A 22,465-nucleotide genomic window follows, 5' to 3' on the forward strand; every position below is an offset into this window, starting at 1 on the left:
CGATCAACTCCCTGATGGCGAAGCCACGGCCTGGCGGGACTGCACCCACCTCATGCTGATCATCGCCAGCAGCGCGACCACGGCCACCAACGAGGCGAAGAACTCGCCAACGTGAGGCAAGCCAAACACCTGCACGCTGAAACCGACCGCCACCACCGGCACCGAAATCGATACGTACAGCACCACAAAGAACGCGGACGTCACCGCCGCCTTCTGATGCGGCGGACTGCTCGCCGTCACCGCGCCCATGCCGGCGCGCAGAATCATCCCCTGCCCGATGCCCGCGAGCAGCCCGGCAAGCACCAACAACAGCAACTGCGCCGTGGCGATGCTCAGCCCGAGGCAGATCATGCCGATAATCAAACCCACGCACCCAAGGCTCATGTGCAGCGACTTCGGCAGCCATTGCAGCGACGCCTGGCCCAGAATCGAGGCCACGAAAAACAGGCCGATCACCGCACCGATCAACAAGCCGCCGTGTACGTCCATGATGTGGATCATCACCGACGGCACCATGCTGGTGAACAAGCCCGCGACGCTGAAGCCTGCCAGCCCGGCAATCGATGCCGAGATGAACACGCTGCGCACCGAGGCCGGAACCGAAGGTTTCTGGATGCCCAGTTTCAGCTGAGGTGGACGCTGCACGGTTTCGCGAATGACCGCCACACCCAACGCGGCAAGCAGCAACAACGCCAGATGTACGTAGAACACCAGATGCAGAGGATCAGCCAGATGCTGCGAAGTGAACCCTGCCAGCAGTGGGCCAAGCCCCAGGCCCAGCATGTTCGCAGCGGTCGCCATCAACGTGGCGTTCTTGAACGTCTTTGGCGCCAGTTCAATCACCGCAACGGTCGCCGTGCCGGTCATGATTCCGGCCGAGAACCCCGAGAACAGGCGCCCCATCAGCAAGCCGCCAATCGAGTCGGTGCAGAGGAAAATCACCGCACTGATCGCGCCCATCAAGAGCCCGGCCAGCAGCATGGGCCGACGACCGAGCTGGTCCGACCAACTGCCGACCGCCAGCAATGCGGCGATCACACCGGCGGCGTAAATGGAGAAGATGATGGTCAGCCAACTCGCGTCAAAACCCAGCCGTTGCTGATAGATCGCGTACAGCGGCGTCGGCAGCGTGGTGCCGACCATGGCGATCAAAAGCGCAGCAGCAGCGATGAAAAAATCGCGAGAAGAAGGTGAAGCAGACGAGGTCATGAATCCTCCAGACCAATAAACGGACACACATTATTGGCCGATTGCGTACAAAGTGCCGGAAAAGTTTCAGTAGCGAGTGCACCTCAGCGCAAACCTTTGCGTTCGATCCGCATATTGCCCTCCACCGCAAGGCCACGAAGAATGGCGATGAAAACGTTAACATTCGACGCGTTTGCCGCACCGCATCCGGGCTGTGTCGTGCTAGCCTTGCTTGATCTCTGAACGACTGTGACTGCCCTCGACGTTGTCCGGTTTCAAGGCAGCCAATAGCCCATGACAAAAAAGACACCCGTCACTATTTCCGATATCGCCCGCCGCGTGAACATGACCCCGGTCACCGTTTCTCGCGCGCTGAACAAACCCGATCTGGTCAAGCCGGCCACTCTGGCGCGGATACTTGAGGTAGCTCAAGAACTGGATTACGTGCCCAATGCCTTCGCCCGCAGTCTCAAGCGCAGCGAAAGCATGATCATCGGTGTGATCACCGCTTCGGTGGACAACCCGTTCTACAGCGAGATGATCAAGGCGATTTCTCGCGAGGCCAAAAAGCACGGCTACACCATCATGCTGGTGGACACCGATGGCTCGGAAGATCTGGAGCGCAAGGCGGTCGATACCCTGCTCAGTTATCGCGTGGCGGGCATCGTGCTGTCGCCGGTGTCGGACGAGCCGGAATATCAGCCCAGCTACCTCAGCCGCCTGAGCAATGGCGACGTTCCGGTGGTGCAACTTGACCGCGCGCTGCATGACAGCCCGTTCAGCCATGTGGTGCTCGACAACTATCACAGCGGTTTGAAGGGTGCGCGTTATCTGCTGGCACAAAACCCGGACATGCAGCGCCTGCTGGTGTTGACCGGCCCTGCGCACTCACGGATTTCCGAGGAGCGCTTGAAAGGCGTGAAAGCGGCGCTGGCAGAGAGCGGCAAACAGGTGCAACTGGATGTCTTCGCCGGTGACTACACCCTGGAGCCGTCGTATCAGAGCACCTTGAATTACCTGCGCGAACAATCGGTGCCAGATGCGATTTTCGGCTTTAACCAGTTGATCACCCTGGGCGCCATGAAAGCCCTGCGTGATCGCGACATCGCTCATGAAAGCGTGCCGATCTGCGGCATCGACCGCCTGCCGTTCGCTGACATCTTTGGCATCCCCATCGCCTGCATCGCCCACGACGCGTCACTGGCGGGCAGCAGCGCGGTGACCATGTTGCTGGAGCGGATTCAGGACCGGTATCTGCCGAAAGCCAAGGTGGTCATTGTTGGGGAGCTGGAGAATGGGGTGTCGTAATAGCATTACATCGCTGTAGCAGCACGCCTTCCCGGCCGTCGGGACTTCGAGGACGCTACCGCCGGCAAGCCGGACTGCTACCGAATATTCCGCGACCGGTTTCAGCGACTGGTATACCCCCCATCAATCGGCAACGAAACGCCACTGATCATCGACGCCGCGCTGCTCAGCAAAAACAGGATCGGTGCCGCCACTTCCGAGGTTTCGGCAAAACGCCCCAGCGGAATCGCTGCCAATGCAGGGTCGCGTTTGCTCGGCTCGCTCCAGGCCATCTGCGCCATGGGCGTCAGGGTCACGGTAGGGTTGACGCTGTTGACCCGAATCCCGTACTTGCCCCATTCGCCACACTGCACGCGGGTCATGGCATCCATTGCGCCTTTCGACGCGCAGTAACTCAGGTGGTCATCCAGCGCCACCAGCGATGCCTGGCTGGATACGTTGACGATGCTGCCCTTCACACCCGCGCCGATCATCGCCTTGGCCACGCTGGCAGCGGTCATCGCTGCCGCGCGCACGTTGACACTCATCACCTGATCGAACGCAGCGGCGCTGACCTCGGTCGCAGCCTCCAGGATCGAAATCCCGGCGCAGTTGACCATCCCGTGCATCACTGGCAATTCGGCGAGCAATGCGGCGAGCTGCAGATGATCGGCCATGTCGACGCGCAGGATCTTGCAGCCTTGAGTCGCCAGGTCCTGCAGGGCCACGGGATCGCGCCCCATGGCAAATACTTCGGCGCCGGCCTTGAGCAATTGCTGCGCGACTTCCCAGCCAATGCCGCTGCTGGCGCCTGTGACCAGGATGCGCTGGCCGCTGAAATCAAAGTGGGCGGTGTTCACATTCACGCTTCCTGCAGACGATGCATGATCGGTTTCAGCGCCGGATACAGCGCCACGTAATCGGCGAAAAGACGCGAGTACAGCGCGACGTTGTCCGCCTGAGGTTCTGCCCGCAGCTCCAGCTCGACCCAGCCTTTGTGCACCTGCGCTTCATCCACCAGCCCCACTGCATGGGCCGCGAGTAACGCCGCGCCCAAAGCCGCTTCGACTTCCTGAACGATGGTGTAGACCGGAAAGTTGGTGACGTCGGCGATGATCTGCATCCACAGATCCGAATGGCTCGCTCCACCGACCACAATCAATCGAGGGTCCAGCGATTGCGCGCCTTTGGTGCCCGCTTCGATGTTGTGGCGCAGTGCGAAGGTGACACCCTCCAGCACCGCGCGATACAGGTGAATGCGGCTGTGATAGAGGTTCAAGCCAACGAAACTGCCGCTGGCTTTTGCGTCCCAGACCGGGCTGCGTTCGCCCATCAGATAGGGCTGGAACAACACCCCTTCGCTGCCAGCGGGAATCTTCATTGCCGCACGTTCGAGAATGACGTGGCTGTCTTCGCCGGTCTCGCGCCCCTGCTGTTCTTCAGCCTGGCAGAACTGCTCGCGAAACCAGCTCACCGAGGCGCCTGCGGTAATCGCCCCACCGAAAATGTAGAGGTCTTTCGCGCCGTTGAAAACGTGGGGGAAACTGACCAGACCATGCCGCGCATCGACCTGCTGATTGAGGTAACCCCAACACATGCTGGTGCCGATCATCGCGACGTGGTTACCGGCTTGAGTGACGCCCGCCGCGAATGTCGCCATGGCCGCATCCACGCCGCCGCCAAGCAACGGGATGCCTGCAACGAGGCCCAGGCGCTCGGCCCACTCGTCCAGCAAGCCCGCGACCACGTCACCGGAGTGCACCAGACGTTCCGGCATCATCGATTGCGCAATGCCCAGCGCATCGAGCATCTCGGTCGACCAGCCGCGGGCTTCGACGTCATAAACCCCGCCGATGTTGCCAGCGGAGCTGTGATCCACCGCCACTTCGCCTGTCAGGCAGTAATTGATATAGCTGTTGGGGGGCAGCAGATAGCGAGTGTCGGCCCAGACTTGCGGTTGCTTGTCCTTGAGCCAGAGCATCTTGGTGAAGCCGTAATAACTGTCCACCGAATTGCCAGTGATCGCGTAGAGACGTTCCAGATCGACGTTCTGATTGACCCACTCGACCTGCTCTTCGGCACGCCGGTCCATCCAGATCAGGCACGGGTAAAGGGGTTTGATCTGCGCATCGACGGCAATACCGGAGCCGCCGTACAGGCTGCTGACGCAGAGGGATTTGACGCTGTCCCTGGGCACGCCGCTTTTCTTCATGCACGCCGCGACGCAGATTTCCACGGCATCCAGCCACACCTGCGGCCATTGCTCGGCCCAGCGCGGTTTGGGGGTGTCGACCTTATAACTGTGGCTGTGCTGCGCGACGATGCGGCCCTGAGCATCGACCAGCAATGCCTTGGTGCTCTGGGTGCCGATGTCGACCCCGATGACGTATTCCATCTTCGTGCGCTCTCTTGTTATTGGTTTGCCCGATCATCACAGGTGACGCCTTGTCCCCTGCAGCAGCCCGGCCGGCTGCTACAGGTATTCACATGTCAGACCAACGGGATCAGTTGACCGGCTTGAGCAGCACCTTGATCGACTTGGTCGAGTCCGCCAATGCAAATGCCTCGGCGTAGTCATCCAGGCCGAAGTCGTGGGTCACGATGCCTTTGGAAGTCACCAGGCCGCGTTCGAACAGGTCGATGGCGATCGGGTAGCAATACGGGCCCAAGTGAGCACCGCGCACGTCCAGCTCCTTGCGGTCGCCGATGATCGACCAGTCGGCGCTGGTCTCGGCGCCGAACACGCTGAACTCGACGAAACGCCCCAACTTGCGAATCAGATCCAGCCCCTGGGTCACGCCAACCGGCACGCCTGTGGTTTCGATGTACACGTCGCAGCCATAGCCATCGGTCAGGCCGTTGATGATTTCTTTCGCGTTGTCGCGGCTCGGGTTGATCACCACATCGGCGCCGAATTTCTTCGCCAGCTCCAGACGCTCGTCGACCATGTCGATGACCACCAGTTTCTTCGGCGTTTTCAGTGCGGCGACTTGCACCATGCACAGGCCCAGGGTACCCGCACCGGCGATCACCAGCACGTCATCGAGCTGCACGTCGCCACGGTTGACGGTGTGAATCGAGCAGGCCATTGGCTCGATCAACGCGGAGTCTTCCAGCGAAACCGACTCGGGAATCTTGTGCACGATGGCGGTTTTCGGGATGCGCATGTACTGCGCCATGCCACCTTCGGCCACGTCTTTCTGGAAGCCGAAGATGTTGTGCACTTCGCACATCCAGTACTTGCCGGACTTACAGAATTTGCACTTCTCGCAGGGCACGATCTGCTCGGCAATCACCTTGTCGCCGACCTTCACACCGAAGTGCTCTTCAGCGCCCTCGCCCACAGAATCCACGTAACCGAAGAACTCATGGCCCGGCACCACTGGCGCCTTGACCCACGGGCTTTCGCCGCCCCAGAACATCGCCGCACCCGAATGGCATTTGCAGTCACTGGCGCAGATGCCGCAGGCGCCGATGCGTATCACCAGTTCGTTGATGCGCGCGACCGGCTTGGTGATCTGTTCCAGACGATAGTCTTTCGGCGCGTGGCAGACGACGGCTTGCATGGTGGTTTTTGTATTTTGTTCCATGTCGGGTTACCTGTTGAGATGTTTGGGTTGAGGCTGAAAGCGGCCCCGGTTGTCAGTTTGAATTCGTCGTTGGCTGTACCGACGTATTCGCGAGCAAGCTTCCTCCCAGAGGTTTGTGGCTGCTTACAAAAACGTGCCTTACTCCGATCAATTGTGGGAGGGAGCTTGCTCGCGAGAGCGTCGGTTCTAACAACACAGATTTATTTATGCCGCTGCCGGCTGATGAAAATCGCCAGCAGGATGATTGCGCCCTTGATCACGCTCTGCACATAAGGCGAGACGCCGAGCATGTTCAAACCATTGTTCAATACGCCCAGAAGCATGGCGCCGACCAGCGTGCCAATGATCACGCCGCGACCGCCGGCAATCGAGGCACCGCCGAGCACTACCGCCGCAATGGCATCCAGTTCGAAACCAACGCCGGCGTTGGGCTGGCCGCTCATCAATCGCGAAGACAGCACCAGCCCGGCAATCGCCGCGGTCAGGCCACTGATCGAATACACCAGCAGCTTGAAACGCGAAGCGCGCACGCCGGAGAGGCGCACCGCTTCCTCGTTGCCGCCAATGGCATACACATAACGCCCGATGCGCGTGTGTTGCAGCAGCACCCAGGCGAAGAAGTAGGTCACCAGCATGATCAGGATCGGCACCTGAATGCCGAACAGGGTGCCGCGACCAAACCAGGCGAACCAGTCCGGCATCCCGGAAATCGGATAGCCATCGGTGTACATCAGGCCCAGCCCGCGAGCGATACCCATGGTCGCCAGCGTCACGATGATCGGCGGCATTTTCAGGTAGGCGACGAAGATCCCATTGCCCACGCCAAACCCCACGCCGATCAGCAAACCGATGAGGATCGCAATCGGCGCTGGTACGCCCGCCACCATCAAGCCGGTGGTCAAGGTGCCAGACAGCGCCATCACCGGGCCGACAGACAAATCGATGCCGCCAGTGAGGATCACGCAGGTCATGCCCACGGCGATGATCGCGTTGATCGACACCTGCCGTGCAATGTTTTCCAGGTTCGCGCCGGTGAGGAATTTGTCGCTGGCGAAGATCATGAACACCGTCACCACCACCAGCCCCACAAAGGGATAAAACGCCGGCGAGCGGATCAGTTGGGCGAAGTTGAGCTTCATCCGGTTCGGTTGTGAGGTCATGGTTTTAATGGAGGTGTTCACTGTTCAGACTCCCGGTGGCATGGCGCATCACTTCTTGCGGATTGATGTCGTCTGCCTGCAGCACGTTGACAATGGCGCCCTTGTTGAAGACGGCTACGCGGTCGCACATGCCGATGATTTCCGGCAGTTCCGAGGAGATCATGATGATCGCGAAGCCTTGTTCGGTGAGTTTGCGCATCAGGTTGTAGATCTCGGCCTTGGCGCCGACGTCGATGCCTCGGGTCGGTTCGTCGAAGATCAGGATGTCGCAGTGGTGATTGATCCAGCGCGCAATGACGACTTTCTGCTGATTGCCGCCGCTGAGGTTCAGCACCCGGCTTTCGCAGTTTGGCGCCTTGATCGACAGCTGCTTCATCAGATCGGTAGTGGTGGTATCTTCCTTGTGTCGATCCACCAGATGCGCCGCGCTCTCGTACTTGCTCAGGTTATTCAGCGAAATGTTTTCCCGAATGCTGAAATCGACGATCAGCCCCTCGCTCTTGCGGCTTTCCGGCAACAGGCCAATACCGTTTGCCAGCGCATGAGCGGGGTCGCTGAGGTTGACCGAGTGGCCACGAAGCATCACGTCCTTGCTCACCACCGGCAACGCCCCGATGACGCCCAGCGCCAGCTCGGTGCGCCCGGAGCCGACCAGCCCGGCAAAGCCGAGAATTTCGCCCTTGTGCAGATTGAAGCTGTTGTGCGGTCCGTTGCGGGTCAGCTGAATGTCACGCACCTGCAACACCACTTCGCCTCGGGCCTGTGTCGGCTTGGGCGGAAAGCTCGCTTCCAGACGGCGCCCGACCATCATCTCCACCAGGGTGTCGATGTCACTGTCGGCGACGGTCAGCGCGCCAACGTTGGCGCCGTCGCGCAGCACGCTGATGCGGTCGCAAACCTGAAAGATTTCTTCGAGGTGATGAGAGATGAAAATCACCGCCACGCCCTGACTCTTCAGCTCGCGCATGATGTCGAACAACAACTCGGCTTCGGAGGGCGTGAGCGTCGCGGTGGGTTCGTCGAGAATCAGCAACCGTGCTTCGAGGGCCAGCGCCTTGGCGATCTCCACAAACTGTTGCTCGGCAACGCTCAAGTGCTGCACCGAGCAGTCCAGATTGATCTTCACCCCGAGACGATCGAACAGCCCGATAGCCTTCTCGCGCATCTGGCTCTTACGCAGCAACCCGAAGCCATTGACGATCTCGTGGCCGAGGAAAATGTTCTCCACGGCGTTGAGGTACGGGATCAGGCTGAACTCTTGAAAGACGATGCCGATGCCTGCGGCGATGGCTTCGTTGTAGGTCGCGAAATGCTGTTCCGCGCCATCGATACGGATGCTGCCCTGATCCTGATGCTCGACTCCGGCGAGGATCTTCATCAGCGTGGATTTGCCCGCGCCGTTCTCGCCGAGCAAGGCGTGGATCTCGCCGCGCTCGACCTGCAAATTGATCGACTTGAGCGCATGCACGCCGGGGTAGCTTTTACAGATGTTTTCCAATTGCAGAAGGCAGCTCATACGCACCTCATCGCAGCACGGCTCTGTGTGATGGCAGAGCGTGAACCCGTGGCGCTCGCCGGACGGAGGTCAGGCGAGCGACGACACGGCCGTCACCAGGTAAAGGTTTTGGCCTTGGCCTGATCCACCAGCAGGATGTCGACCGGAATGGTCGCCGGGACTTGCGAGCCCCACTTCTTGGCGAGCGCAAGCCCGAGCGCCAGACGCACCTGATCGCGCGGGTACTGAGCGGAGGTGGCGATGAACTTGCTGTTCGGCTTCTGGATTTCCTTCACCGCTTCCGGCGAGCCGTCGACGCTGGTCAGCTTGACGTCCATGCCGCTGGATTCGATGGCCGCCAGCGCGCCGAGCGAGCCGTTGTCGTTGACGCTGAACAGACCTTTCATGTTCGGCTGCGCCTGGAGCATGTTCTCAGTCACGCTGAGCGCCTGATCACGTTCCTGCTTGCCGTTCTGAATGCTGACAATCTTGATGTCCGGGTGCTTGGCCAATGCGTCTTTGCAACCGCGAACGCGCTCAAGGATCGGCACCACAGCGATGCCATCGAGGATGCCGACATCACCCTTGCCGCCGATGTTCTTGGCCAGATACTCACAGGCCTGCACACCCGCGTCGTAGTTCTTGGAGCCGACGAAGGAATCGAGCGGGCCGTTGGCCTGAGCATCGACCGCGACGACCACGACGCCTTTGTCATGGGCCTGCTTAACAGCGGACTGCACACCCACGGAGTCGGTCGGGTTGATGATCAGGATATCGATGCCCTTCTGCAGCATGTCTTCGATGTCGCTGATCTGCTTGGAGACATCATGGCGTGCGTCGGTGACCAACAAGGTCGCACCAATGCTGCTGGTGGCGTCCTGAAGAGCGTCCTTCATGGTCACGAAATAAGGGTTGTTGATCTCTTGAAACGAGGCACCGACTTTCAGCGGACCGGCTTTGGCAGCATCGGCGGCTTGAACGGTGAAGGAACCGGCGCACGCTACAGCCACAGCGAGCGAACAAAAAACGGCGGAGAAGCCCTTCTTGAGGCGGATTGTCATAGCGAAAAATCCCGTTGTTTTTATTGTTAAAGCGGAAATGTCATCGTTAACATTTTCGAAATTAGCAGAGAAACAATCGGTCCGCAACCGCCGCTAGTCATAGGACATTCGTCGGCTAGAAGCCATGTGGGTGATATTTCAGGGGCCCGGCGTTGACAGCACAATTTTCTCTGTCAATACTCGGGCCTGCGTTGTACGACAACGCATAACAGATAACAACAATAAAAAAGGAATATCCAGATGACACCATGGATCCGTCGGCACCTGTCGCTTCACGAAAATCACCGTCTCCTTTCCCCTCCAGACTTCTACTTCGCTATTGCCGGTTTCACTCCCGGCTGAATCGAGCGGCTGCTCGTTCAAACAGCGCTGAAGCAGGGTCGGTAGCGCCTCAGCCAATCAACCAGATCATGACGATCAGTGGATTACTTGCGTTCGTATTCGAAGCGATCATCGGTGCGCGCGCGTTGGCAAAAAAAGGGAGAACAATAAAAATGGCTTTTCAGACCACCACGCGTTCCTGGCTATTGCTGGGAGCAGGCAGCGTTGCGCTTAGTCTGCCCGGCATCAGCCACGCAGAAGGTTTCATCGATGACACCAAAGCCTCGCTCAATCTGCGTAACGCTTACTTCAATCGAAACTTCACAAACCCGGCTAACCCTCAGAATTACGCCGAAGAGTGGACGCAAAACTTTATCCTCGATGTGAGATCCGGCTTCACGCAGGGCACTGTCGGCTTCGGCCTGGACGTACTGGGGCTCTACTCTCAGAAGCTCGACGGCGGCAAGGGAACAGGCGGATCGCAGTTATTGCCGATTCATGATGACGGCCGACCTGCGGACAATTTCGGTCGACTGGGCGTCGCGGCCAAAGCGCGTGTCTCCAATACCGAATTGCGTGTCGGTGAATGGATGCCGGTTCTACCGATTCTCCGGTCTGATGACGGACGCTCGCTGCCACAGACATTCCGTGGCGGACAGATCACATCCAAAGAAATCGCTGGTTTTACGCTCTATGGCGGTCAGTTCCGCGGCAACAGCCCGCGCAACGACGCCAGCATGGAAGACATGTTCATGAACGGTAAATCGGCGGCATTCAAGTCGGACCGGTTCAATTTCGGTGGTGGCGAATACACGTTCAACGAAAAGCGCACCCAGGTCGGTCTCTGGTATGCGCAACTGGAAGATATCTACCAGCAGGAGTTCCTGAACCTTGTTCATAAGCAACCCGTAGGCGACTGGACGCTGGGCGCCAATCTCGGTTACTTCCAGGGCAAGGAAGACGGCCGCAAACTGGCTGGCGAACTGGATAACAAGACCGCTTATGCGATGCTTTCTGCCAATTACAAGGGCAACACCCTCTACCTTGGCCTGCAAAAGCTCTACGGCGACGATCAATGGATGAGAGTCAACGGTACCAGCGGCGGCACCCTGGCCAACGACAGTTACAACTCCAGCTATGACAATGCTCAGGAGCGCTCCTGGCAGCTTCGTCACGATCTGGATTTCGCGATCTTCGGCATTCCCGGCTTAACCATGATGAACCGCTACATCAGTGGCGATAACGTTCATATCGGGGCCGTGACCGACGGCAAGGAGTGGGGTCGTGAATCTGAACTGGCCTACACGGTACAAAGCGGGACGTTCAAGAGTCTCAATTTCAGATGGCGCAACTCTTCGATGAGACGCGATTTCAGCACCAATGAATTCGACGAGAACCGCATATTCGTCAGTTACCCGATATCGCTCAGGTAAATGTGATTTAGAGCGTATTGGGCGCTATGACAGGCCCACACGAGCGTCGAGGGACGGCGCGATGAAGGCTTCAACTTTCGTCGCGTTGACAAAAATCACAACCGTTACCGATAATCGCGCAAACGTCATACGACAACCGATGACACCTATAACAACAACATCAGAATCAGGGCTTTTCCGATGACTCAATTCAACGCCCAGACTCCGTTCAATCGCCTTCTGCTGACCGGTGCCGCTGGCGGTCTCGGCAAGGTGTTGCGCGAAAGCCTGCGTCCCTATGCAAATACTCTGCGTCTTTCCGATATCGCCGAAATGGCCCCCGCTGCCGGTCCTCACGAAGAAGTGCAGATCTGCGACCTGGCCGACAAAAATGCTGTTCATCAACTGGTCGAAGGCGTCGATGCCATCGTGCATTTCGGCGGTGTTTCGGTCGAGCGCTCGTTCGAAGAAATCCTCGGCCCAAACATCTGCGGCATTTTCCACATCTATGAAGCGGCGCGCCGTCATGGCGTGAAGCGGGTGATCTTCGCCAGTTCCAATCACGTCATCGGTTTCTATCGCCAGGACGAGACCATCGACGCCAGTGCTCTGCGTCGACCTGACAGCTACTACGGCCTGTCGAAGTCCTACGGCGAGGATATGGCCAGTTTCTATTTCGATCGCTATGGCATCGAGACCGTCAGCATTCGCATCGGCTCCTCGTTCCCCGAAGCACAGAATCGCCGCATGCTCGCCAGTTGGCTGAGCTATGACGATCTGACCCAACTGATCGAGCGCAGTCTGTTCACGCCCAACGTCGGTCACACCGTGGTCTACGGCGCGTCGGACAATAAAACGGTCTGGTGGGACAATCGTCTGGCGAATCATCTGGGCTACGAGCCCAAGGACAGCTCCGAGCAGTTCCGCGCCAAGGTCGAAGCCCAGCCCAAGCCCGCCGCGGACGATCCGGCGATGATCTATCAGGGCGGCGCCTTCGTTGCCTCAGGCCCGTTTGGTGACGAGTAATCCCCGGCAATAGAAACGGTCGGACATTGCGCCGACCCTGCCCGATCAACATCAAGGAATGATCGTCATGCAGGCTGAGTTGATTCTCGATGCACGCAACGCCACGGGCGAATGCCCGGTGTGGAACGCGCAGGAACAAGCGCTTTACTGGGTAGACATTCCAGCGAAGCGGCTGCATCGCTGGAGCCCGCTGGATAACAGCACGCAAAGCTGGGAAGCGCCGCAGATGCTCGCTTGCATCGCAAGCCATGGCGACGGCAGTTGGCTCGCCGGGCAGGAAAACGGACTGTTCCGGATACGCCCCAACGACGACGGCACTGTTGCGTCGGATCGGCTGATCGACGTTCGGCATCCGCGCTCGAACATGCGCTTCAATGATGGCCGTTGCGACCGGCAAGGCCGTTTCTGGGCCGGCACCATGTTCATGGACATGGCCGAAGCGTTGGAGGTGGGCTCGCTGTATCGCTTCGACGGCAGCCAAGGCGCCCCGCTCACCCCCTACATCACCAACATGATCGTGCCCAATGGCCTGGGCTTCAGCCCCGATGGCAAGATCATGTACCTCTCAGACTCGCATCCGACTGTGCAGAAGATCTGGGCCTTCGACTATGACGTCGACAGCGGAACGCCCCACAACAGGCGCCTGTTCGTCGACATGAACCAGTACCCCGGCCGTCCCGACGGCGCTGCGGTCGATGCCGAGGGTTGCTACTGGATCTGCGGCAACGACGAAGGTCTGATTCACCGTTTCACGCCCGAAGGAAAACTCGACCGTTCGCTGGCCGTGCCCGTCAAGAAGCCCTCGATGTGCGCGTTCGGCGGCCGTGAGCTGGACACCCTGTTCGTCACCTCGATCCGCCCCGGCGGAGACCTCAGCGATCAGCCGCTGGCAGGCGGTGTGTTCGCCTTGCAACCGGGCGTAAAGGGACTGGAAGAACCGCTTTTCAAAGGCTGACCCGCACGCTTTGCCGAGCTGTTCAGCGACACCGTTTCAACGTCGTACCGATCTATCTGAAAAAACAATAACAACACCGGAGAACATCCATGGACTTCAAACGCAAGCTCATCGTCGCAGCACTTCCTCTGGCGTTCTGCCTGGCAAACTCGGCACTGGCAGACGTCAAAATCAAATTCGCCGAAGTACACCCCGCAGGCTATCCCCCCGTTGTCGCCGAACAGGAGATGGGCAAGAAACTTGAGAAGGAAAGCAAAGGCGAGATCAGCTTCAAGATGTTCGCCGGCGGGGTGCTGGGCTCCGAGAAGGAGGTGGTGGAGCAGGTCCAGGCCAATGCAGTGCAAATGACCCGGGTGAGCCTGGGGATCGTCGGGCCTGTGGTCCCAGACGTCAATGTGTTCAACCTGCCGTTCGTGTTCCGCGATCACGCCCATATGCGCAAGGTCATCGACGGCGAGATCGGTCAGGAAATTCTCGACAAGATCACCAACTCCGACTTCAACCTCGTCGCGCTGGCGTGGATGGATGGCGGCACGCGCAACCTCTACACCAAGAAACCGGTGCGTGACATCGCCGACCTCAAGGGCATGAAAATCCGCGTGCAGGGCAACCCGGTATTCATCGACACCATCAATGCCATGGGCGGCAACGGCATCGCCATGGCCACCGGCGAAATCTTCAGCGCCCTGCAGACCGGTGTAATCGACGGCGCCGAAAACAACCCGCCGACCATGCTCGAACACAACCACTATCAGAACGCCAAGTTCTACACCCTGACCGAGCACCTGATCCTGCCGGAGCCGGTGGTCATCTCCAAGGCGACCTGGACCAAATTGACGCCTGAGCAACAGGCACTGGTGAAGAAGCTGGCGGTTGAAGCACAGGCTGAAGAGCGCGTGCTGTGGGACAAGAAATCAGCCGAAAGCGAAGCCAAATTGAAGGCCGCCGGGGTGGAGTTCATCTCCTTGAGCCCCGAGCAGAAGAAGGCCTTCTATGACGCCACAGCCGGAGTTCGTGAGAAATACGGCGCGCCCTACGCCGACCTGATCAAGCGCATCGAAGCGGTTCAGTGATTCCCTAAGCCTGATAACCCTCTTGTGAGCGGGCGAAAGCCCGCTCACAAGCGTGGTGGTGACCTCATGAAAAACACGATTCTGCGCTTCAACGACGCCGTCTATCGCCTCTGCATCGCCGTCGCCGGCCTGTCGATGCTGACGATGGCGCTGATCATCCCCTGGGGCATCTTTGCTCGCTACGTGCTCGGCTCAGGCTCCAGTTGGCCCGAGCCTGTCGCGATTCTGCTGATGGTGGTCTTCACCTTCTTCGGCGCCGCCGCCAGTTACCGAGCCGGCGCGCACATGGCGGTGAACATGGCGACCGATCGCATGCCCCCTGCCTTGCGCCAAGGCGCGGCGATTCTGGTGCAGATCCTGATGGCCGTCGTCTGCCTGTTTATGGCGGTCAAGGGCTGGAAGCTGTGTGCCAATACCTGGAACCAGTTCCTCGGTGAGATGCCCGGGTTGCGAGTCGGCGTGTCCTATCTGCCGATTCCAGTCGGTGGCGTGCTAACCCTGATGTTCGTGCTGGAGAAGCTGTTTCTGGGCGACCAGAGTCACCGTCGGGTCGTGCGTTTCGATCTGGTCGAAGAAAGCGAAGGAGCGGCATGAATGGACGCTTTTATTCTGTTGGGCAGCTTCATCGCGTTGATCCTGGTCGGCATGCCGGTGGCCTATGCACTGGGCCTGTCGGCATTGATCGGCGCGTGGTGGATCGAGATCCCGTTCGATGCGCTGATGATTCAGGTAGCGGGCGGGGTGAACAAGTTTTCGCTGCTGGCGATTCCTTTCTTCGTACTGGCCGGGGCGATCATGGCCGAGGGCGGGATGTCCCGGCGGCTGGTGGCGTTCGCGGGGGTGCTGGTGGGTTTCGTGCGCGGCGGCCTGTCACTGGTAAACATTGTTGCCTCGACCTTCTTCGGAGCCATCTCCGGCTCGTCGGTGGCCGATACGGCCTCAGTAGGCTCGGTGCTGATTCCGGAAATGGAACGCAACGGATATCCCCGCGAGTTCTCCACCGCGGTGACCGTCAGCGGCTCGGTACAAGCGCTGCTCACCCCTCCCAGCCATAACTCGGTGCTGTACTCGCTGGCCGCCGGTGGCACGGTGTCCATCGCCTCGCTGTTCGTGGCCGGGATCGTGCCAGGCCTGCTGTTGAGTGCGGTGATGATGGGGCTGTGCATGATCTTCGCGCGCAAGCGCAACTACCCCAAGGGCGAAGTCATTCCGCTGCGCCAGGCGCTGAAAATCGCCGGTGAAGCGCTGTGGGGAATGATGGCGATGGTCATCATTCTGGGCGGCATCCTGTCAGGCGTGTTCACCGCCACCGAGTCGGCAGCGATTGCGGTGCTGTGGGCGTTCTTCGTCACGATGTTCATCTACCGCGACTACAAATGGCGTGACCTGCCCAAGCTGATGCATCGCGCGGTGCGTACGGTGTCCATCGTCATGATCCTGATCGGTTTCGCTGCCAGCTTCGGCTACATCCTGACGCTGATGGAAATCCCGATGAAGATCACCACGGCGTTCCTGACGCTGTCGGACAACCGCTACGTGATCCTGATGTGCATCAACGTCATGCTGCTGTTGCTCGGCACTGTGATGGACATGGCGCCGCTGATCCTGATCCTCACGCCTATCCTGCTGCCGGTAATCGTCGGCATCGGCGTCGATCCGGTGCATTTCGGCATGATCATGCTGGTCAACCTCGGGATCGGCCTGATCACGCCTCCGGTGGGCGCGGTGCTGTTCGTGGGAGCGGCGGTGGGCAAGGTCACCATCGAGGCGACGGTCAAGGCGCTGCTGCCGTTCTACGTGGCGCTGTTCCTGGTACTGATGGCGGTGACGTACATTCCGGCGATCTCGCTGTGGTTGCCGAGCCTGGTGTTGTAGATCCGGCTGTAGCAGTACGACTTGCCGACGGGGGCGATTTCACTTCAGTCCCGTCGGCAAGTCTTCACACAATTTCTGCGAACTGAAATATAACGTGACACAAAATCATTACACCTCCCGCCCCGCGTAAAACGCCCGTTCTGCGGCGATCTGTTTCAAAAACGGACGGAAAAACCGTTTTTTTGATTCGAAAAAACATAATTTGAAATATTTATTCCGCACGTCTGGCGGAAGCTGTGCTAGGTCGCTAACCTCTCGCTTCGCCCGGCTGAAACGGTACATCTCAGGCAGTAGGTCCGAGGGCTCCAACGTTCCGAAGATTACGCAGCGAGGTGACCCCGATGCCCTACTCGACTTTTTCGGATGCTCAGGTAGCAAGTCTGATAAAGGCCATCGACAGTGACGGATACGCTGTCTTGCCAGGCTGGGCCAGCCCGGCACAATTGAAGGAGCTGCAAACGCTGGTCACTGACACCGTTGCCGCAGCCGGAAACGATTACGTTGCCCTCTCCGGCCGACAGCCCGTGCAGGGATCGCCCCTGTATGACTGGGGCAGTTCTCGGGATTTCATCGATCTATGCCGCCGCATTACCGAGGGCGCCACTGGCCAACGTTCGAGCGATGTGACCCTGACCCAGACCCTGCGCTGCCTGACCGGCAACGGCGGACGCAGGGAATCGCTGATCTTCCATTACGACTCGTTCGTCCTGACCACCATCATGCCGGTGTGCATGCCTGTAAGCGGCGAGCGTGGCGATCTGCTGATGCTGCCCAACCGTCGCCGGCTCAGGCATAGCTACCTGCGCAACCTGGTGGACAAGGTGCTGGTGGACAACAAATGGGTGCAGAAATATCTCAAAAACCGGTTTGCCATGGATGACAAGGCCTTCACCCGCATCGCGATGCAGCCAGGGCATATGTATCTGTTCTGGGGCTACCGGTCGCTGCACACCAACCTGCCCGTGGCCGAAGATGCCCTGCGCGCCACGGCGGTTTTCCACTATCACAACGTGCACGGCAGCAGCTCTCTGGCGAGTCGCTTGCGCAAGTCGCTGGGGACGATGAACGGACGGGATGTGCATGAGGACGTGCCGCAGACCTGACACTGTTCCTCTTTAGCGGTTCGGCTTGCAAGCGGTAGCGGTTTCCAGAGAGGTCACCGCCGGCAAGCCGAACAGCTGTAATTCCAAGGGACCTATTCAGAAATAAGCTTATGAAATCTGGTTATCTTCATAAATTCCCTGCATAAACTCTCCTTCTATATTTATGACAAAAGGTGATTAGCGGAACGCCGATTTATATCTTTATGATCTGAGCCACAACAACCTAAACAGGAGTTCAGGACATGGCGATTCAGATCAAACCCGTAGCAGGAAGAATCGGTGCCGAGTTGAGCGGTATCAAACTTTCCGGCGACATCTCGGCGCACGATTTCGACTTCATCAATCAGGCGCTGCTCAAACACAAGGTCTTGTTCTTCCGCGAGCAATTCCTGACCGACGATCAGCACGAAAGCTTCTCCCGCCGCTTCGGCGACCAGGTTCCGCACCCCACCGTGCGCTCTGCCGAGAAAAGCAGCGCGATCCTGCATCTGGATGCCAAGGAAACCCGCGCCAACTCTTGGCACACCGACGTCACGTTCGTCGCTAACTATCCGAAGATTTCCATCTTGCGCGGCGTGGTGATCCCTCCCTACGGCGGCGACACCGTTTGGGCCAACACCGCTACGGCTTACGCTGATTTGCCGGCTCCGCTGAAAGCATTGGCCGACAACCTGCGCGCCTTGCACACCAATGTCTACGACTATGCCGCCCCACGGGATACCGGCGAGGCCGGAGTGAAACGCTACCGCGAACAATTCACCGCCGAACTCTATGAAACCGAACATCCGCTGGTGCGAGTGCATCCGGAGACCGGTGAGCGCAGCCTGTTGCTCGGGCACTTCGTGAAACAGATTCAGGGCGTCAGCAGCAACGATTCCAAACAGCTGATTCGCCTGTTCCACGATCGCATCACCCACTTGGACAACACCGTGCGCTGGCGCTGGAGCGAAGGCGACGTAGTGATCTGGGACAACCGCGCGACCCAGCACATCGCGATCAACGACTACGGCAATGCCGAGCGTGTCGTGCGCCGCACCACAGTGGCGGGCGACATTCCGGTCGGCGTCGACGGGCGCTCCAGCCAGGCGATCAAACCGTCACCCGAAACCCTCTCGCCGAAGACAGAAGCCGACAAGAAACACTTGGCTGCCTGATACCCCTCCCCCTATTTTTTAAGGAAGAAACCGTCATGGCAAAGGCCAAGCGAACATCTGTATTCAGCACAAAAAGCGTAGCTACCGCACTGGCGGCGCTGCTGATGATGCCCTTGGCCGAGGCCGACGTTTTGCGCATCGGCGTGGCCAGCGCGGGGGGCGGCGATCCCGTCACCTTCAGCGGTTCGCCGTTGGGTATCGTGCGTAACCAGCAGTTGCTGGAAAAGGCCTTCGAGGGCACCGGCACCGAGATCCAGTGGTTCTTCTTCAAAGGCGCCGGGCCTGCGGTGAACGAGGCCCTGTCCAACCAACAGCTGGACTTCGCCTATCAAGGAGACCTGCCTGCTGTCGTCGGTCGCTCGAACGGCCTGGACACAAAGCTATTGGCGGGAATCGGTGTTCGGGCAAATGTGTACGTCGCGGTACCCAAGGGCTCTGACATCAAACGCATCGAGGACCTAAAGGGCAAGAAAGTCGCGCTGTTCCGCGGCACCAATGCGCACCTGGTGTTTCTTAAGCTGTTAGCCGATCACGGCCTGACCGAGCGGGATCTGAAAGTCATCAACCTGGATAACGGCAGTAGCCAGGCGGCGCTTGCTTCGAAAGGAGTCGATGCTGCTTTCGGCGGTCGTGAGCTTTTCAAATTGCGCGATCAGGGATTGATCGAAATCATCTTCGACAACCCAGACAACGATGTGCGCTACACCCGCCAGTGCGCACTGGTTGTTCGCGGTGCCTACGAAAAGGAACATGCAGACAATGTTCAAAAAGTAGTCAACGTCTTGGTAGATGCTGCGAAATGGGAGTCTGAACCAGGCAACCGTGATGCTGTGATCAACGAATGGGCCAAGACCAACGAACCCGTCGCCTCATTGAAGGCCGACTTTGACCATCTGAGCCTTCGCGACAGCGCCTCCCCACTGGTGGACGACTTCCTGCTGACTCGTTATCGAACTGTCGCTGAACAGGCCGTAAGCGAAAAAATGATTCGTCGCCCTGTGACCATCGATGGCTGGTTCGAGACCAAGTACCTGGAAACGGCACTGAAAGCCAAGGGGCTCGAACATTACTGGACCGCCTACGACGCGAACGGCAAGGCCCCAGCCAACAGTGCAACGGCGTCTTCGGACAAAGCCGTCAACAACGGAGGCTGACATCATGGCCAGAGCCACTGCCACCGCGCTCGACCGACAACAGGCGCCAGCGAAAAAACTGGCTCCCGTCGAACGCCTGCCCAACTTCCCCGCCCGGCCGGCGCGCAGGGTTTCGATAAAAACTGCGCCTCGGTCTGTCTGGCAAAAACGCGTGCTGAACGGTGCACTGCCCTGGTTGCTGCCACTGGCGCTGCTCGGGCTCTGGTATCTGGGTACCGAACGCGGCTGGCTATCGGAGCAGGTCCTGCCGCCACCCGCCTTCGTTTACCAGACGCTGGGCGATCTGATCAGCACCGGTGATCTCTGGCTCAACGCATCGGCGAGTCTGCAACGCGTTCTGGTGGGTTTTCTGATTGGCTCGGGCCTTGGCGTCAGCCTTGGTCTGGTCATGGGGCTGTCGAAAACCGTCGAGGATTATCTGCTTCCCACGTTCAACGCGCTGGTGCAAATCCCGGTCTTGGGCTGGATGCCCTTCGCGCTGCTGCTGTTCGGCATCGGCGAACCGCTCAAGTACGTGCTGATCGCCCACGCTGCATTGGTGCCGGTCACGCTGTGTACGTTGCAGGCGTTCCATCAGGTACCCAAGCGCTTGCTGGAAGTGGGTCGGGCGTACGGCTTCAGCCAGCGTCAGATCGTCACAGACATTGTCCTGCCGTCCGCCGTTGCCCCCATTTTCACCGGCCTGCGCCTGGGTTTCACAAAAGCCTGGCTGTCGCTGGTGGTCGTCGAATTGCTGGCCTCCAGCGAAGGCCTCGGCTACTTGATCGCCTATGGTCGTCAGTTGTTTCAGCTGGATCTGGTGATGGCTGCAGTGGTCGTGGTCGGCACGGTCGGACTGCTGATCGATCGCGGTTTCGAGTTCATCGAGCGTCGCCTGAATAAGGGTCGCGCCGCGACACCGGGGAGGCTGGCATGAGTTCATTGGCATCCACTCCAACTCCCCGCGCCAACAACTATCGCGGCTGGGTCGTGCCGGCAGTCGGCGTTGCCATCTGGTGGCTGGCGGCCAATCAAGGCTGGAGCGATTCGGGGCTGCTGGTTTCACCGCAGAAGGTCGCCATAACGGCGTGGGACCAGGTGTCGTCCGGGCAGTTCTGGCGGGCGATTTCATCGAGCCTGGCGCGCAACCTCAGCGGCTTTTTCATCGGCACGACACTGGGCCTGATCCTCGGCTGCCTGCTGGGGTTCTCACGCCTTTTCGAGCGCCTGGTCGGGCCGAGTTTCAACACGTTCAAGCAGATTTCCCTGTTCGCCTGGATTCCGCTGATTTCAGTGTGGTTCGGCCTTGGGGATGTGGCCAAAGTGGTGTTTCTATCGCTGGCCGCCTTGGTGCCGGTGGTGGTCAATACCTGCGATGGCCTGCGCAACGTGCCTCCAGCATTCCTCGAAGTCGCCAAGGTGTATGGCTTCAGCCGTTGGCAAACGGTGATTGGTGTGATGCTGCCGGCCGCGCTGCCCTCGATCTTCACCGGGATTTATCTGGCGCTGGTGTATTCGTGGCTGGCGACCATCGGCGCGGAATACCTGCTGGTGTCGGGAGACGGCATCGGCAATACGCTGATCGATGGCAGCGAGCATTTCATGATGGATCTGGTGCTGTTCGGCATGGTCATCATCGGGCTGGTCGGCTGGGCGTTGAACGTGCTGGCCAGACGACTCGAACGGCGCATGCAACGGCTTTACGGCATGACACCTCGCTAGTTTTCTCTCTTCGGCCATTCAGGATATTCCCCATGACTGCCAGCCAAGCGCTTCCTCTTCCGACACAACAGGGCAACGGCCTGCGTCTGGAAAACATCAGCAAACATTTTTCAAGCTCAGGCGCGGACGGCCAACTGCAAGTGCTGGACAACGTTCAGCTGGACATCGCCCCCGGCGAATTCATCACCATCGTCGGCGCCAGTGGTTGCGGAAAATCGACCTTGCTGCGGCTGATTCTAGGCCTTGATGAAGAGTTTGACGGGCAGATTCTGCTCGACGAAAAACCGATCAAGGGCACCGGTCTCGAGCGCGGCATTGTGTTTCAGGATCACCGGCTGTTTCCCTGGCTGACGGTCGAGCAAAACGTCGCCGTAGGCCTGAAAAACGCGCCGCTGACGCCTGCGCAAAAACGCGAAACCGTGCGTGAGCATATTGCTCTCGTGGGCCTGCAAGACTTCACCGAGTCCTACCCGCACCAGATTTCCGGCGGCATGGCTCAGCGTGTGGCGATCGCCCGCGGGCTGGTGAATCGTCCCAGCGTGTTGCTGCTGGACGAGCCCTTCGGTGCGCTGGATGCGCTGACCCGCACTCGCCTGCAACGGGAGCTGCAGAACATCTGGCAGCAGGAAAAGATCACCATGGTTCACGTCACCCATGATGTGGACGAAGCGGTGTATCTGGGCGATCGCGTGGTGGTGATGCAGCCGCATCCGGGTCGCATTCGGCGCATCGTCGACATCGACCTCCCCCGCCCGCGCAATCGCAGCGACGCGAAATTCATTGCGCTGCGCGACGATGTGTTGAGCGATTTTGCGGAGCTGGCTTGAGTCAGCGACTGCAAAAATGACCACCATGGCGCGGGCGCAATGAATCCTGGTGCGAGGGAGCTTCAGTTGTGAATCAGAAAACT

Annotated in this window: 20 protein-coding genes; 13 read left to right on the top strand and 7 right to left on the bottom strand. The window is 59.2% G+C overall.

Features of this window, described 5'->3' with window-relative positions:
* Positions 1-3: 3 nt before the first annotated feature.
* Positions 4-1,209 carry an MFS transporter gene (locus BWR59_RS15615; RefSeq protein ID WP_081566547.1) on the bottom strand — a complete coding sequence of 402 codons (1,206 nt, stop codon included), beginning with the start codon at positions 1,207-1,209 and terminating at the stop codon, positions 4-6.
* Between the two features lie 273 nt (positions 1,210-1,482).
* Here BWR59_RS15615 and BWR59_RS15620 point away from each other — a divergent pair, with 273 nt between their 5' ends.
* Entirely contained in the window at positions 1,483-2,496 is a 1,014-nt protein-coding gene (locus BWR59_RS15620; protein ID WP_081566548.1) for a LacI family DNA-binding transcriptional regulator, read from the top strand.
* Between the two features lie 101 nt (positions 2,497-2,597).
* Here the strand turns inward: BWR59_RS15620 and BWR59_RS15625 are convergent, their stop codons facing one another.
* From BWR59_RS15625 to BWR59_RS15650, 6 genes are all read right to left on the bottom strand, one after another.
* Complete coding sequence (locus BWR59_RS15625) at positions 2,598-3,335, bottom strand: SDR family oxidoreductase (protein ID WP_081566549.1); 738 nt, start codon at positions 3,333-3,335, stop codon at positions 2,598-2,600.
* A 2-nt stretch (positions 3,336-3,337) separates the two neighbouring features.
* Positions 3,338-4,870, bottom strand: coding sequence for an FGGY-family carbohydrate kinase (locus BWR59_RS15630; RefSeq protein WP_081566550.1), 1,533 nt, complete (start codon positions 4,868-4,870; stop codon positions 3,338-3,340).
* A gap of 109 nt (positions 4,871-4,979) precedes the next feature.
* Positions 4,980-6,065 (bottom strand): alcohol dehydrogenase catalytic domain-containing protein, encoded by a 1,086-nt coding sequence (locus BWR59_RS15635; RefSeq protein WP_081566551.1) that lies wholly within the window; start codon positions 6,063-6,065, stop codon positions 4,980-4,982.
* Between the two features lie 200 nt (positions 6,066-6,265).
* Entirely contained in the window at positions 6,266-7,225 is a 960-nt protein-coding gene (locus BWR59_RS15640; protein ID WP_081566552.1) for a ribose ABC transporter permease, read from the bottom strand.
* A 4-nt stretch (positions 7,226-7,229) separates the two neighbouring features.
* Positions 7,230-8,741, bottom strand: coding sequence for a sugar ABC transporter ATP-binding protein (locus BWR59_RS15645; RefSeq protein ID WP_081566553.1), 1,512 nt, complete (start codon positions 8,739-8,741; stop codon positions 7,230-7,232).
* A gap of 92 nt (positions 8,742-8,833) precedes the next feature.
* Positions 8,834-9,781 carry a substrate-binding domain-containing protein gene (locus BWR59_RS15650; RefSeq protein WP_081566554.1) on the bottom strand — a complete coding sequence of 316 codons (948 nt, stop codon included), beginning with the start codon at positions 9,779-9,781 and terminating at the stop codon, positions 8,834-8,836.
* Between the two features lie 494 nt (positions 9,782-10,275).
* On the opposite strand from BWR59_RS15650, the gene BWR59_RS15655 reads away from it, so the two are divergent.
* The 12 genes from BWR59_RS15655 (at position 10,276) to BWR59_RS15710 (ending at position 22,382) form a co-directional block, all read left to right on the top strand.
* On the top strand, positions 10,276-11,535 hold the full coding sequence (locus tag BWR59_RS15655) for an OprD family porin (RefSeq protein WP_081566555.1): 1,260 nt from the start codon (positions 10,276-10,278) through the stop codon (positions 11,533-11,535).
* Positions 11,536-11,715: 180 nt separating this feature from the next.
* Positions 11,716-12,540, top strand: a complete 825-nt coding sequence (locus BWR59_RS15660) for an NAD(P)-dependent oxidoreductase (protein ID WP_081566556.1) — start codon at positions 11,716-11,718, stop codon at positions 12,538-12,540.
* 67 nt (positions 12,541-12,607) lie between these two features.
* Positions 12,608-13,495: an SMP-30/gluconolactonase/LRE family protein gene (locus tag BWR59_RS15665; protein ID WP_081566557.1), complete on the top strand. Its 888-nt coding sequence runs from the start codon at positions 12,608-12,610 to the stop codon at positions 13,493-13,495.
* Between the two features lie 89 nt (positions 13,496-13,584).
* Positions 13,585-14,568, top strand: coding sequence for a TRAP transporter substrate-binding protein (locus BWR59_RS15670; RefSeq protein ID WP_081566558.1), 984 nt, complete (start codon positions 13,585-13,587; stop codon positions 14,566-14,568).
* Between the two features lie 66 nt (positions 14,569-14,634).
* Positions 14,635-15,162: a TRAP transporter small permease gene (locus BWR59_RS15675; RefSeq protein ID WP_081566559.1), complete on the top strand. Its 528-nt coding sequence runs from the start codon at positions 14,635-14,637 to the stop codon at positions 15,160-15,162.
* Positions 15,163-16,443, top strand: a complete 1,281-nt coding sequence (locus BWR59_RS15680) for a TRAP transporter large permease (RefSeq protein WP_081566560.1) — start codon at positions 15,163-15,165, stop codon at positions 16,441-16,443. It abuts the gene before it with no gap.
* Between the two features lie 341 nt (positions 16,444-16,784).
* Entirely contained in the window at positions 16,785-17,546 is a 762-nt protein-coding gene (locus BWR59_RS15685) for a hypothetical protein (RefSeq protein ID WP_081566561.1), read from the top strand.
* Between the two features lie 242 nt (positions 17,547-17,788).
* Positions 17,789-18,700, top strand: coding sequence for a TauD/TfdA family dioxygenase (locus tag BWR59_RS15690; RefSeq protein WP_081566562.1), 912 nt, complete (start codon positions 17,789-17,791; stop codon positions 18,698-18,700).
* Positions 18,701-18,735: 35 nt separating this feature from the next.
* Positions 18,736-19,854, top strand: coding sequence for an ABC transporter substrate-binding protein (locus BWR59_RS15695; protein WP_081566563.1), 1,119 nt, complete (start codon positions 18,736-18,738; stop codon positions 19,852-19,854).
* 4 nt (positions 19,855-19,858) lie between these two features.
* Entirely contained in the window at positions 19,859-20,770 is a 912-nt protein-coding gene (locus tag BWR59_RS15700) for an ABC transporter permease (protein ID WP_081566564.1), read from the top strand.
* Complete coding sequence (locus BWR59_RS15705) at positions 20,767-21,555, top strand: ABC transporter permease (RefSeq protein ID WP_081566565.1); 789 nt, start codon at positions 20,767-20,769, stop codon at positions 21,553-21,555. Before BWR59_RS15700 ends, BWR59_RS15705 begins: the two co-directional genes overlap by 4 nt.
* Positions 21,556-21,587: 32 nt before the next feature.
* A complete protein-coding gene (locus BWR59_RS15710; protein WP_081566566.1) occupies positions 21,588-22,382 on the top strand; it encodes an ABC transporter ATP-binding protein in 795 nt (264 codons plus the stop codon).
* The last annotated feature ends 83 nt before the right edge of the window (positions 22,383-22,465 follow it).

Origin of the sequence: Pseudomonas sp. Bc-h, from assembly GCF_002080045.1 — a bacterium.
In the GTDB taxonomy this organism is placed as follows: Bacteria; Pseudomonadota; Gammaproteobacteria; order Pseudomonadales; family Pseudomonadaceae; genus Aquipseudomonas.